This is a genomic window from Kitasatospora sp. NBC_00039 (genome assembly GCF_045160625.1).
GTDB lineage: Bacteria > Actinomycetota > Actinomycetes > Streptomycetales > Streptomycetaceae > Kitasatospora.
Genome location: NZ_CP108289.1, coordinates 4416753 through 4429904, shown reverse-complemented (window position 1 = coordinate 4429904; position 13152 = coordinate 4416753). Strand labels below are relative to the sequence as shown.

Genomic DNA, 13152 nt, shown 5'->3' with positions numbered 1-13152 from the left:
GGCGTCCCGACCAGCAGGGGGATCAGATGACCGAGAACCAGACCGTCCAGCAGAAGTCCGTTCGCCGCAACCGGGTCGCCGCCGCGGCCTGCTTCGCCGCCGCACTGATCACGGCCAGCGTCGTCGGCACCCAGTCGGCCACCGCCGACGGGGCCGCGCACTACGCCGCCCACCCGGTCACCGCCGCCCACCCGGCTGCGGTCGCCGCGCCCGGACTCGGCTCCGCCGACCTCGTCCAGAGCGAGGACTTCCAGAAGGGCATGAACCCGGTCGGCGCGACCGTTGCGCTGACCGGACGCCAGGCGCTGTCCGCGTGCTCCGGCGAGGAGACGATGCGCGACCTGACCAAGGGCGCGGCCACCGCATACGCGTCCGTGAACTGGACCTTCGACACCCACGGCATGCTGATCGAGTCGGCCGCGAGCGCCCCCACCGGGACCGCGGCGGACACCTGGGAGAAGCAGCTCGTCGCGCTCGTTCAGGACTGCCAGGACGAGCCCGCCGGTCACTGGCACTACGGCGCGGCCCACACCCTGACCGTCACCGGCGGCACCGCCCGCTGGTACCCGGCCTACAACGGCGACGGCACCGTCAGCGGCGGGGTCGCGGTCCTGCGCAGCGGCACCAGGGTCGCCATGGTCGAGCTCACCGGCCAGCCCACCGACGCCCCGAGCTACGTCGAAGGCATTGCCACCGCAGCACTGAACCGCCTCTCCTCCTGAACGGCAGCCCCGCTCCGCCCGCGCCGCCGGGCCGAGCGGGCCCCGAACATCGAAGAGGCTCGCAGGTCAGGATGCGATAGGTGAACGAGGCTCGACCGAGGACGGGGCAGAGCGGTACATCAACGACGTGAACGCGGCTCGGGCCGCCTACGAGCACCGGGCGTCGGACCGCGGGCACTGATCACGGAGCGGTGCAGCCCCCCGGAGGCCCACGCCCGGGCCCTGACCGGGCGGCCTGGTTCCGTCCGGCCAGACGCAGGGAGAGACGAAGCGACACGATCGCCCGTCCGTTGCCCTTGCTCTGAGGCCAGGTCAGGGGCTGGGCGTGCGTTCCCCTGGAACGTGGCCCGTGGGCGGGACCCCAGCCCCGGCTGGGGGCGCGCCCGCCGACCGTTGTGCGAAGGGGGGCGGAGCGGTGGCGGGGGAGGCGCTAGTCTTTCCGCCGCACCACACAATCTGATCATGCGTTAAACGGGGGTTCCTTCAGCATGTCTTCTTTCCAGGGAATGACCACCGCCCAGCGGCTCCTCGGCGCCGGGCTGGTCGCCACGGCCGCGCTCGGGCTCACCGCCTGCGGGCCGGACAACTCCTCCGACCAGGCGGGTGGCAGCGCGCCGGCCGCCACGGCCGCGGCGACGACCGCGCCGGCCGCCACCGGTACCGCGGCGCCCACCGGTGGCGCGACCGGCAAGCCCAGCGGGACGGCCAAGCCCAGCGGGACGGCCAAGCCCTCCGGCGGGGCGAGCGACGGGCCGGAGGGGTTCTGTGACGCCACGCCGCTGCCGGCGGGCCAGAAGTGGGTCTACCCGGCGAAGGGGACGACGGCGACCACGCTGGTCTACAAGGACACCAAGACGGCGTGCGGCGTCAACGACGTCGTCTTCGAGCCGACCGGCGCCGACAAGAGCGCGCCGTTCGCGCCCACCGCCAAGGGGCACCTGAACTCGGTCCTGGCGGCGCCCAAGGACGTCAACGTCGCCGACCTCGTGAAGCACATCAGCGAGTGCCTCGCCGACCCGACCGGCACCAAGGGCTTCTACCCCTGCTCGGGCGGGGACTACAAGATCGCGATCGACTCCTCCGGCAAGGTCGTCGAGGCCACCGAGCGCGCCCACTCCTGAGCGGGGACGGGGGAGTCCACAGCCGGACCGGGAACACGGCCCGGCACGGCACGGCGCGACGCGGTGCGAGCTGTGTGACCCGGTGCGGCGCGGGGCGGGTCGGCGGGGGAGCCGGCCCGCCCATTGCGGTTCGATCACGGCGTGTCCGATTAGTCGATCATGCGGGGGAGTGCGGTGATTAACTTTGTTGGCACTGGTGTGGACCGGCTCTCATAATTCCTGCTGAGACGCGTGACGGTCGGCCTGGGAGCCACGGGGGGTGGCCTGAAAGGGGCCCGTACGCGACATTCCACATGTCCCGGGGGGAGTTCCTTGTCCGCGCCCGAAAACGTGCCGCCTGCCGCTGATCCGGCAAAGGGGCCGTCATTCGAGAAAACTGATGTCGCACCCGATTCCGGTGCGGTTTCCGCAACGGTGGCCGAGGGCGGTCCGTACGCCCCGGCGCCCGCGCCCGTCGGGCCCGAAGCCGTGCCGGCGCCCGCGCCCGACGGGGGCGCCGCGCCCGCGCGGAAGCTGCCGCGCGCGGTCGGCGTCGCTCTGGCCACCGCGGGCCTGCTCGCCGTGACGGCGACCAGTGCCGCCGTCACCGTGGCCGTCGGCAAGCCGGACGCCCGGCCCGCCGTCGTCGCCGGAGCGGCCGGCGCCTCGCCCGGTGTCAGCCCCAGTGCGAGCCCGAGCGCATCGGCCTCCGCCTCCGCCACCGCCGCCGCCGCCGCCGCCTCGGCCACGCCCACCGTCGCGCCGACCACCGCCCCGCCCGCGCCCAAGCCGGCCAGCACCGTCAAGGGCAGCGTCAGCGGCGGAAAGCACGACGGTGACCTGCGCTACTTCCTGCTCCCGATCCCCGACGGCGGCGAGTCCTACGGGCCGGCCGACGGCATGACGATGACCGACGACGAGGTGGCCGCGAACTTCGGCAACCAGGACGGCATCATGCGCATCCTCGGCTCCTACGGGTACAAGGACGCCGCCAGCCGGACGTACCGCACGGCCGACGGCAAGGCCGAGGTCACGGTCACCCTGCTGCACTTCGGATCGACCGGGCAGGCGGGCGACTTCGCCCGCAACTACACGATGAAGCTGGACCCGATCGCCATCGACGGGGACCCCAACGCCCACGGCTACGTGCACAAGCCCAAGCAGCAGGCCTACACCGGCTCGATGACCGGAATCTCCAGCCAGGGCGACGTGCAGTACACGATCGACGTCGATGTGAAGGGCACTCCGGACAAGGCACTGCTGAGCGAGCTGATGAAGCGCCAGCGCGAGTGGCTGTCCTCCGGCGGCTGAGTCCCGCCGCCGCTCACGCCCGACGTCACCTTTCCCTTTCTGGAGCCACTCCGTGACCACCGAATCCGTGGAGCCGTCGCCCGCCGACGCGCCTCCGCCGGCCGCGCCCGCCGCGCCGGCGATCCCGCCGCCCGCGCCCGCCGCCGTACCGTCCCCTGAGCCGTCCGCTGCCGAGACCCCCACTGTCGTCCCGGCCGAGGCCTCTGCCTTCCCGCCCGCCGAGGCCCCCGCCCCCGTGCGCCGCCCCCGCCGTCCGAGGCCGGTGCTGCTGGCGGTGTCCGGGCTGGTGCTCGGCACCGTGGTCGGCGGCGCCGTCGGATACGCGATCCAGGCGAGCCGCCCGCCGACGCCGCTGCCGCCGATCCAGGTCGCGCTGCCGTCCTACCCGGCCGGACCGGTGGACGCGGCGGCCGCCGCCGCGGCCGCGCCGAAGCCGCTCGCCATCGACGGCGACCTGCGGAAGCTGCTGATGACCGCCCCGACCGGCAGCACCGCCTGGGGCGACTACCCGGACTCGCCGAGCTGGATCTCCGTCGGCGAACTCTCCGAGCACAGCGGCCGGTCGGCGGAGGTCTTCAAGAGCCTGAACTCCAAGGAGTTCCGCCGCGCCGCCGAGATCGACTGGCAGAAGGACGGCCTGAAGGTACGGGTCTCGCTCATCCAGTACTCGGTCGACCGTGCCGCCGAGGCCAAGTCCCGGGCGTCCGGCTACCGGCTCAAGCCGTTCGCCGACGACGCCAACGGCGGCTACCAGGTCGACAGCCAGGCCTCGTACTGGGCCGACACCACCGAGCAGTACTACCTCGGCACCGCCCTCGCGCAGCGCGGCACGGTGGTGATGGAGATCAAGGTCTTCGGCACCCAGTCGGTGGACCCCGAGGTCGTGAAGGGCATTGCCAAGCAGCAGTGGGAGCGGCTGGTATGAGCGACAGCACCGTGACCGGGGCCACGCCCCCCGAGCAGACACCCGCCGTCGAGGCGCCCGTACTGACGTCCGCCGCCGAGACCCCCGAGCAGGCGCCCGCCGACGCGGCCCCGGTGGCGACGCCCGCCGTCGAGGCACCCGTGCCGCCGGCGGCCCCCGCCCCGTCCTCCCGCCGCGTCCTCCGCGCCACCGGCGCGACCGTGGCGGCCGCCCTGGTCGGCGTGGTCATCGGCGTCGGCATCATCAAGACCCAGTACGACGACCCGGCGCCCGTCATCGCCACCGGGCCGGCGGCCGCGCCCGCCCCGTCCGCCACCCCCACGCCCTTCGGCGCCAAGTCCAACGGCAACCACTTCGGTTCCCTGCGTGACCTGCTGCTGCCCGTCCCGGCCGACTACGCGCTCGGCCCGGACGAGGGCGGCTACGGCAACGACGTCGAGCTGAGCGCGGACCAGCTCTCCGCCGAGCTGGACAGCGGCCTCCAGCAGATCCCCAAGGACAAGCAGGAGAAGCTCCGTCAGTACTGGGACGGCCTGCACGTCAAGGCCACCGGGGTGCGCACCTACAAGACCAAGGCGGACGACCTGGTCATCGGCATGAAGCTGCGCCAGTTCAACCAGCAGGAGGTGCAGAAGCTGAACGAGTACACCGCCGTCTTCACGGGCGACACCGGGATCTTCCGCATCGGCCCCGCGATCCCGAACCACCCCGAGGCGCACTGCTACCTGATGCCCGCCCCGCCGTCCGCGCCGATCGACTACCTGGAGTGCTCGGCCGCCGAGGGCGACCTCCTGGTGGTCATGGAGGCGGAGGGGGTGGCGCCGCTGCCCAAGGACAGGATCGTCGCCCTCTTCACCCAGCAGCTCGACCGCCTCGCCACCCCGGGAGCGTCCGCATGACCGACCACGCCACCCCGCACGACAACGCGGCCACTCCCGCCGACGAGTCGGCGGGCCCGCCCGTCACACCGCCCGTCACACCGCCCGTCACGCCGCCGGCCGCACCCCCGGCCGCGTTCGCGCCACCCGCGCCACCCGCGCCACCCGCGCCACCCGCGCCACCCGCGCCCGAGGCCGCCACCGCGGCCGGCGGGACCGACCCCGCCGACCCGTGGGGCGCCCCCGACCCGCAGGCGTTCCCCGTGCCGCAGGCGTTCGCGGTGCCGTTGAGCCCCGAGGAGCTCGCGGCCCGCCGCACCCGCCGGCGCCGGGCGGCCGTGCGCTGGGGCGTCGCCGCCCTGGTCTGCGCGCTGGCCGGTACCGGGGCCGCGGTGGCCGTGACGACGCCCGACCGCACGGACATCCCCGGGCTGGCCACCGAGAACGACGGCCGCTACACCTTCCCTGCGCTGGCGCTGCCGCCGCTGCCCTCCGGCAAGGCCGCGCCCAGGGAGAGCAAGAGCCGCCACGCCGCCGACCTGCGGTACCTGCTCCTGCCCGCACCCAAGGAGGCCGGCGGTTCGACCGGGCCGGTGGTCTTCCCGACCCCGACCATGCCCGCGACCGCGACCGCGACGGCGAGTGCGACGGCGTCGCCGGGCGCGTCGGGCTCCACCGCCGCGAGCCCGGGGGCCACCTCGTCCGCGACGCCCGCCGGGTCCGCCTCCGCCGGCTCCGCGTCCGCCGCTCCCACCGCCGACTGGGTGCCCTGCGACGCCCTCGCCGCCGAGCAGAAGGAACCGGCCAAGCTGCGCGCCCTGCTGCTGCAGAACGCCTGCCGCGCCGCCACCGTCCGGGAGTGGACCGCCACCGACGGCACCCGCACACAGGTCCGCCTGCTCGCCTTCGGCGCATCCGCCGAGGCCTGGGACGTCTTCGCCGATCTCCGTGCCAACGGCGACCCGAAGGACATCCCCGGCCTCAGGACCGGTCCCACCCAGGGCTGGGACTCGGTCTCCGGCGTCGACCTCGCCACCCGCGAGACCCCGGCCACCGGTGCCGGTGCCGGCCCCACCGGCCGGGTGGCCTACCTGTCGGCCGGTGACCTCGTCGGCGTCGTCACCATGGCCAACCCCAAGGGCGTCCCCACCGCCGCCTTCCGCCAGGTCGTCACCCTCCAGTCCGACCTCCTGGTCTGACGTCCGGTCCGACCTCCCGGTCCGACCGCTCCCGGGTGGGCGGCGCAGTACGCGCCGCCCACCCGAGGGCGTCACCCGAAAGTGCCGCTCACCCGAGGGCGTCACCCGAAAGTGCCGCTCACCCGAGGGCGTCACCCGAAAGTGCCGCTCACCCGAGGGCGTCACCCGAAAGCGCCGCCCATCCGAGAGCGTCACCCGAAAGCGCCGCCCATCCGAGAGCGTCACCCGAAAGCGCCGCCCACCCGAGAGCGTCACCCGAAAGCGCCGCCCACCCGAGAGCGTCACCCGAAAGTGCCGCTCACCCCAAGGTGTTGCTCATCCGGAAGAGCCGCCCACCCGGAAGCGCCGGTCCGCTACGCGAACTGCACCGGAGTGGCCGGCCAGTCGACCGGGCCGGTGCAGCCCAGGACCTGCTCCGCCGCCTGCCGGCTGAGCACGACGGCCAGTTCGGCCATCGTCTCCGCACCGGGCCCGGTGGCCGGCGGCTTGTTCCGCGGGCCGGCCTTCACCGTGGCCAGGTAGTAGGCGGTGCGCTCCTCCCCGGTCCCCGGCGTCTTGACCACGCAGTCGAACCGGAGCACGCCCGTGCGGTGGTCGGCCCCGCCGTTGTCGAACCTGCGGGCCCCGTTCGGGAGCGCCCGCGCGGCGGCGTCGGCGCGGTCGTCGGCCGACCGCGCCGCCTCGACCTCGAAGGAGAGCGCGTGCTCGCCCCGGCCGGCGGCGAAGCAGCGGAGCCGCGGCGGCCGGCCGTCCTGCGCCGGCCAGTAGTCGCTCTCCACCCGCACCGTGCGGGCCGGGCCGAGCAGCCGGCCGACCTGCTCGTCCGCGAGGGCTCCCCGGCACTCGCCGTGGGTCAGCGACACCGCGGGCGGGTGGTCCGTCGCGGCGTCGAGGTAGGCGTGCCAGCCGGCCAGGCCGCTCCCGAGCAGGACCAGGACGCCGGCGGCGGCCCCGGCCTGCCGTGCGCCGGTACGGGTCGTCCTCACGCGCACACCGCCTTCTGGTAGGCGCCGAGCAGGTCCCGGGCGACGGCCTCGAAGTCCGCCCTGTCGCTGTCCGGCTGCCCGGTCCGCGCCGCCTCGCCCGGGGCGACCTCCACCACCACGTGCCGGATCGGCAGTTGCTTCCCGGGGCAGTAGTCGGCCACGGCCGCGCCGGAGGGCCAGGAGGCGGAGCGGGAGCCGGCGTCGAAGCTCTTCACCTCGTCCGGCCGGGCGCTCCCGACCGGAAGCTGCTCCACGGTGCCGTCGTGCACCGCGGCACGGACGGTCAGCGCCACCCGGCCGTCCACCCGGACCGAGCAGCCCTTCGGCTCGGTGGAGAGCACCCAGCGGAACGCGCGTTCCTCGGTCTCCTGGCCGCCGTCCGGCAGCAGCCGCCCGAGCGGTGTCCCGGCCCCGGTGGGCAGGTCGCACAGCGTCGCGGCCCGCCCGGCCGGTTCGGCCGGCCGGTGCCGGCTCCAGTCCAGGTAGCCGACCGCCCCGGCGCCCACGACGGCCACGCCGAGGGCGCCGAGCAGCAGACGGCGCCGCAGCCGCGGGTCGGCGGCGGCGCCGGGGGGTCTCCCGGTCACCCGGAGGGCCCGGACGGGTCCGGCGCGGTGGTGGCCGGCGAGAGCACCGGCTCCCCGCTCGGCCAGGCGACCGGCGCCGAGCAGCCGAGCAGACCGCCGGCCGCCCGCTGCGCGCTGTCGGTGGCGAGCCTGGCCCAGGCCTCGGCGGTCCACTGTGCCGCGGGCGACTGCGGTGCCGGGCCCGAGGCCTGGTACGGGGCGGCCTGGACGGTGAAGTAGAGCGACTTGCCCGACTTCGCGTACATGCCGTCGCACCGGAACGTCAGCCGGGCGCCCCAGCGGGTGACCGTGCTGTGGTCGCCGAAGCCGAGCGAGTACACCGGCTCGCCGGCCGGCGGGGCGGGCGGCTTGAGGCCGCCCCCGGGCGTCTCGCTGCCGGTCAGCCGGACGCTGAGTCCGATGCCCTGCTTGGCCTCGGCCGTGCAGTCCAGCAGCTGCAGCCCGGGCTGCTGGGCGGCGTCGAGCTGCTTGTCGAGCTTGAACGCCGGGGCGGCGCCCTCGTCGAGCAGCGCGCCGGCGCGGTCGGTGCGGACCACGCCGTCGCACGCCGTGCTCTCGGCGGAGGCCTTTGCGGAGCCGTCGCTGCCGCACCCGGCCAGGCCGAGGACGGCGGACAGCGCGATCGCGGCTCCCGCCGTCCGGCGTGCTGCCCTCATCATCCGGATACCTTCGCGTTGGAGCTCTGGCTGCCGCCGGAGCCGTCGGTGTATCCGTCGAGGGCCCGGTCGCCGGCGCTGTCGGCCAGCCGGCGGACGTCCTCGGGGCTGAGCTTGGTGCCGTTGGCGGCATCGAGGACGGCCTGCTTGGCGCCGAGTGCCGTGCCCTCCCGGCCTTCGGCGACGAAGTCGCGCCCCTCCTGGTTGCCGTCCTCGGTGGTGTCCCGCTGGTTGGCCTCGACCACGCTGTCGGTGATCTGCTCGACCAGGAAGTTGGCGGCCTCGCCCGCGATCGGCACCTTCTCGGTGACGGCGCCGATGGTGGTGGTGAAGGCCGTCTGGGCGTAGCCGGCGTTCTTCTCCAGGGCCTCGTTGTACTCCTTGTCGGAGGTGGCGTGCTCCTGGTGGACCTCGTTGATCCGGGCCTCGTTGAGGATGCCGCTGATGACGCCGCCGGCCCGTGAGGTGGAGTCGATGTCGGATTCGAGCCGGGCGAAGTCGGCCCCGTTCTCGATGTGGCCGCGGACCAGTGCCGTGGAGTAGGCCTGGTTGGCGTTGGCCACCGCGCCGTAGGCGTCCGGGTCGCGGCCGAGCGCGTCCAGCAGGCCGCGGACCGGGGCCTCCTTGAGGTTGGCCGCGGCGCCGTTCACCGGCAGGTCGTCCTTGTGCGGGGAGAGCGCCCGCTGGACGTCGCCGATGTAGTCGGCGGACATGTGCCCGAGGCTGTCCCGCAGCGGGGCGAACTTGCCGTCCTCGCCCTTGACCTCGTCGAGGACGCCGCCGTTGCCGTGGGTGCCGAAGGTCTGGACGACCTTGTTCATGACGTCGGCCTGGTCGGCGGTGTGCTTGACCGGCGTGCCGGAGTGGTCGTCGTAGGGCCGGCCGGTGGTGGCCGCCTCCAGCGCGTGGCCGAGCGCGTCCGGGCCGCTCTTCATGCCGGCCTGGCGCAGGTCGTTCTTCTGCGAGACGGTGTCCGGCGTGTACTCCTTGTCGTGCGTGAAGTAGTTGAGGTAGTCCGCCGGCTTGACCTTGCCGTTCGGGTTGACGGTGCCGTCGGTGTTGTAGGCGGTCGGCGCGTCGTGGAAGAACTTGGTGGCCGCCTCCGGGCTGTGGCCCAGGGCCTCCAGGATCGCCGTGGTCGGCTCGAAGCCCGAACCGCCGTCCTGGCCCAGCAGGTTGTAGCCGCGCCGGTCGCTGCGCGGGCCGTAGACCGGTGCCGGCCAGTACTTCTCGTCGGTGTCGAGCTGGGTGACGTGCTCGGCGATGGGGTTGAGGAAGTGCGGGTCGTAGTCGCCGGTGCGCAGGATGCCGGACAGCACCTGGTAGCCGTAGGGGGCGTAGTCCAGGCCGCTCTGCCGGTAGGGCTTGTCCCAGAGCGGCTCCGCACCGGCCTTGCGCAGGTCGGCGGCCCACTGGTCGGACAGGTGGGGCACGTTGGTGGTGCGGGTGGCGGTGGCCAGGTTGAGCCCGAGGTTCTTCTGCAGCTCCTGGTACTGCTTCCAGCGGGCGTCGCTGGCGCCGTTGAACTGCGACTCGTCGCCGACCATGTTGTTCCAGGCCTGGAGCGTCCCCTTGGGGCCGAGGTCCTGGTAGAACCGGGTGGAGAAGATCGGATCGTTCTGGTTGGCCGCCAACAGCGAGTTGAGCTCGGTGAGTTCGGCGTCCGAGATCTTGCCGCCCTTGGCCGCGAGCTGGGCGGCGCGGATCCCGTCCGCGTCCGGGCCGGCGCCGACGGCCTTGGCGTTGAAGGACTTCAGCTCGTCGGTGGTGCTGTCGGAGCGCAGTGCCCAGGCGGCCCGCTCGTCGGCCTCGGTGGCCTCCTGGACGGCCGAGTCGATGGCCTTGCGCGACACCTCGGCCTTGGTGTGGTACTCGTCGTTGTAGGCCCGGCTGGCCTCCGGGTCGTGCCGGGTGGCGTTGTCGGCCGGCGGCCAGCTGACGGTGCCGTCGGCGGTGACGGTCAGTCCGGCGCCCTTGGCGTCGGCGACGGCCTTGTCCAGCTTGGCCTTGGCGGCCCGGAAGTCGTTGCCGGCGTCCTTGAAGACCGTGGCGATGGCGGTGGCCTGGGTGACGGCGGCGGTGATCTGCTCGTTGACGCGCTGGATCTTGGGCCGGGCCTGGTCGGCCGAGGGGCCGCTCCAGTTGGCGGAGTTGACCTTGCCGACCACCGCGCTGTCCCAGTCACGGTCCATGGCCTGGAGTTTCTTGACCACGTCCTCCCAGGCGGTGGCGGCCTCGCCGAGGGAGTCCAGCTTTGCGGTGCTCAGTTCGTGGAAGTCGACCATCTGTCCGTACCCCTCAGGCGCCCATGTCGTGCTTGACGGCCGTGTCGTTGTTCCGGTAGTTCGTGGCGCTCTGCCGCAGCGCCTGGGTGATCTCGCCGATGGTGGAGTTGAGCGCGGCGATCTGCTGGTCCCAGGTGGACGCGGTCTGCGCGGCGGCCTTGCCGGTGCTCCAGTTGGCCAGCGAGGTGGACACCTTGGAGGTCTCGTCGTCGGCGGCCCGGCCGTCGCCGTTCACCCGTCCGTGGATCTCGTCGGACGAGCCGGCGGCGGCGTCCAGCGCGGCCGGGTCGACGCCGACCGTGCCGCCGCCGTCCCCCGGGGCGTTGCTCGAGTTGAGCCGCGTGCGGGCGGTCTCCTGGTGCTGGGCCTTTGCCGTCAGATTGCCGTTGGCGTCGTACGCCCAGGGATTCATCATCCGGTCGAACTCGGTCGCGCGATCCGTCATCAGTCCACTTCCGTCCGGTCGGGCAGTTTGGCCCGAACGCCCCCGTAAAGATTCCGACAAGAGTACAAGCGGAGATCGTCACTGCCGACCCCTAGGGGCCAGGTGGGGAAAGGTCATACCGCAGCAGCAGGGAGCGTCGTCATTCCAGCTCATGACCTGCACGCGGTGAGCACACTACGGTGTGGAACGTGTCCACTGTCATCAAGACGGACGGCCTCACCAAGAGGTTCCCCCGGGTCACCGCCCTCGATCGGCTCACCGTTGAGGTGGAGCCCGGGGTGGTCGGCCTGGTCGGGGCGAACGGCGCGGGCAAGTCCACACTCATCAAGATCCTGCTCGGGCTGGCCCCGGCAACGTCGGGTACGGGGCAGGTCCTCGGACTGGACATCGCCACGCAGGGGTCGGAGATCCGCGAGCGCGTCGGCTACATGCCGGAGCACGACTGCCTGCCACCGGACGTCTCGGCCACCGAGTTCGTGGTGCACATGGCGCGGATGGCCGGGCTGCCGGCGGCGTCCGCGCGGGAACGCACGGCCGACACGCTGCGGCACGTCGGGCTCTACGAGGAGCGGTACCGGCCGATGGGCGGGTACTCGACCGGCATGAAGCAGCGGGTGAAGCTGGCGCAGGCCCTGGTGCACGACCCGAAGCTGGTGCTGCTGGACGAGCCCACCAACGGTCTCGACCCGGTCGGCCGGGACGACATGCTGGCGCTGATCCGCCGGGTGCACACCGACTTCGGCATCTCGGTGCTGGTCACCACCCACCTGCTCGGCGAGCTGGAACGGACCTGCGACCACCTGGTGGTGATCGACGGCGGCAAACTGCTGCGGTCCTCGTCCACCGCCTCCTTCACCGGCGCCACGGCGACCCTCGCCGTCGAGGTGACGGACCTCCCGTCCGACCACACCCTCGACGCGAGCGCGGCCGTCCGCGAGCGGCTGGCCGCCGCCGGGCACGCGGCGGAGACGGACGGTCCCCGGATCCTGCTGGTCCGGCTCACGGGTGACGAGACGTACGACGCCATCCGCGACGCCGTCGCCGACCTCGGCCTGGGGCTGGTCCGGCTGGAGCAGCGCCGCCACCGGGTCGCCGAGCTGTTCACCGACACCGACACCGCCGCAGCAGAGGGAGGTACCGCAGATGTCGCTGCCTCCTGAGACCAGGCCCGCCGACACCGGCGTCATCCACGACATCGGCTACCGCGGCTACACCGGCCCCCGGCTGGGCCGGGCGTACGCCACCCGCTCGCTGTTCACCCAGAGCCTGCGCGCCGCGTACGGGCTCGGGCGCTCCGGCAAGTCCAAGGTGCTGCCGATGGTCGTGCTCGGCGCGATCACCGTGCCCGCCGTGTTCATGGTGGCCTTCGCGCTGATGCAGGACCAGAGCGACCTGCCGGTCGACTACCCCGAGTACCTGGGGATGTTCGGCCTGGTCGTCTCGATCTTCCTCGCCTCGCAGGCGCCCGTCCTGCTCTCCCGGGACCTCCGCCACCAGACCGTCCCGCTCTACTTCTCCCGCCCGATCACCCGGGCCGACTACGTCCGGGCCAAGTTCGCCGCGATGGCCACGGCCCAGCTGCTGCTGATGGCCGCCCCGCTGCTGGTCCTCTACGGCGGCGCGCTGCTCGCGGGGATGAGCTTCGGTCACCAGAGCGCGCACTTCCTGTACGGCCTGGTCGCGGCGGTGCTCTACGCGGTGGTGCCGACCTCGGTGGCGCTGGTGATCGCCGCCGCCACGCCGCGCCGCGGTTTCGGGGTGGCCGCGATCATGGGGTACCTGGCGGTCTCCACCGCGGTGGTCGGGATCGTCGTGGGCATCAGCAGCGGCCCCTCCCTCATCGTGCCGGACTCCGCGCAGTGGGTGGCGCTGCTCTCTCCCGGCGGCCTGGTGGAGAGCCTGGTCAACCAGCTCTTCGACCTCGGGAAGGACCCGGGCCGGATGCACGCCCCCGGCGCCCTGGGCGTGGTCGTCTTCGCCGCCGCCGCCGTCGCGATGGTGGCCGGCTCGTACGCGCTGCTGCTGCGCCGCTACCACCGCATCTGACAACCGCAGGAT

The 13152-nt window shown here is 73.4% G+C and carries 13 protein-coding genes; 8 read left to right on the top strand and 5 right to left on the bottom strand.

Annotated elements, in window-relative coordinates:
• Positions 1-26: 26 nt before the first annotated feature.
• From OG286_RS19490 to OG286_RS19465, 6 genes are all read left to right on the top strand, one after another.
• Entirely contained in the window at positions 27-722 is a 696-nt protein-coding gene (locus OG286_RS19490; protein WP_396322843.1) for a hypothetical protein, read from the top strand.
• A gap of 488 nt (positions 723-1210) precedes the next feature.
• Entirely contained in the window at positions 1211-1843 is a 633-nt protein-coding gene (locus tag OG286_RS19485; RefSeq protein WP_396322842.1) for a hypothetical protein, read from the top strand.
• 414 nt (positions 1844-2257) lie between these two features.
• Positions 2258-3133, top strand: coding sequence for a hypothetical protein (locus OG286_RS19480; RefSeq protein ID WP_405365613.1), 876 nt, complete (start codon positions 2258-2260; stop codon positions 3131-3133).
• A 52-nt stretch (positions 3134-3185) separates the two neighbouring features.
• The gene (locus OG286_RS19475) at positions 3186-4058 is read left to right on the top strand and encodes a hypothetical protein (RefSeq protein WP_405365612.1); all 873 of its coding nucleotides are present in this window, start codon (positions 3186-3188) and stop codon (positions 4056-4058) included.
• Positions 4055-4957, top strand: coding sequence for a hypothetical protein (locus OG286_RS19470; RefSeq protein WP_405365611.1), 903 nt, complete (start codon positions 4055-4057; stop codon positions 4955-4957). Before OG286_RS19475 ends, OG286_RS19470 begins: the two co-directional genes overlap by 4 nt.
• On the top strand, positions 4954-6135 hold the full coding sequence (locus OG286_RS19465; protein WP_405365610.1) for a hypothetical protein: 1182 nt from the start codon (positions 4954-4956) through the stop codon (positions 6133-6135). The genes OG286_RS19470 and OG286_RS19465 overlap by 4 nt, the downstream gene beginning before the upstream one ends.
• Before the next feature lie 353 nt (positions 6136-6488).
• On the opposite strand, the gene OG286_RS19460 is transcribed toward OG286_RS19465, so the two are convergent.
• The 5 genes from OG286_RS19460 to OG286_RS19440 are packed head-to-tail and all read right to left on the bottom strand — an operon-like array spanning position 6489 to position 11094.
• Positions 6489-7121 (bottom strand): hypothetical protein, encoded by a 633-nt coding sequence (locus OG286_RS19460; RefSeq protein WP_405360728.1) that lies wholly within the window; start codon positions 7119-7121, stop codon positions 6489-6491.
• A complete protein-coding gene (locus OG286_RS19455) occupies positions 7118-7708 on the bottom strand; it encodes a hypothetical protein (RefSeq protein WP_405360730.1) in 591 nt (196 codons plus the stop codon). Before OG286_RS19455 ends, OG286_RS19460 begins: the two co-directional genes overlap by 4 nt.
• Positions 7705-8367, bottom strand: a complete 663-nt coding sequence (locus OG286_RS19450; RefSeq protein WP_405360732.1) for a hypothetical protein — start codon at positions 8365-8367, stop codon at positions 7705-7707. Before OG286_RS19450 ends, OG286_RS19455 begins: the two co-directional genes overlap by 4 nt.
• Positions 8364-10649, bottom strand: a complete 2286-nt coding sequence (locus OG286_RS19445) for a hypothetical protein (RefSeq protein WP_396322834.1) — start codon at positions 10647-10649, stop codon at positions 8364-8366. The genes OG286_RS19450 and OG286_RS19445 overlap by 4 nt, the downstream gene beginning before the upstream one ends.
• Positions 10650-10662: 13 nt before the next feature.
• Positions 10663-11094 carry a WXG100 family type VII secretion target gene (locus tag OG286_RS19440; protein WP_396322833.1) on the bottom strand — a complete coding sequence of 144 codons (432 nt, stop codon included), beginning with the start codon at positions 11092-11094 and terminating at the stop codon, positions 10663-10665.
• A gap of 188 nt (positions 11095-11282) precedes the next feature.
• On the opposite strand from OG286_RS19440, the gene OG286_RS19435 reads away from it, so the two are divergent.
• The gene (locus tag OG286_RS19435) at positions 11283-12254 is read left to right on the top strand and encodes an ABC transporter ATP-binding protein (RefSeq protein WP_396322832.1); all 972 of its coding nucleotides are present in this window, start codon (positions 11283-11285) and stop codon (positions 12252-12254) included.
• Positions 12238-13140: an ABC transporter permease gene (locus OG286_RS19430; RefSeq protein ID WP_396322831.1), complete on the top strand. Its 903-nt coding sequence runs from the start codon at positions 12238-12240 to the stop codon at positions 13138-13140. The genes OG286_RS19435 and OG286_RS19430 overlap by 17 nt, the downstream gene beginning before the upstream one ends.
• Positions 13141-13152: the final 12 nt, after the last annotated feature.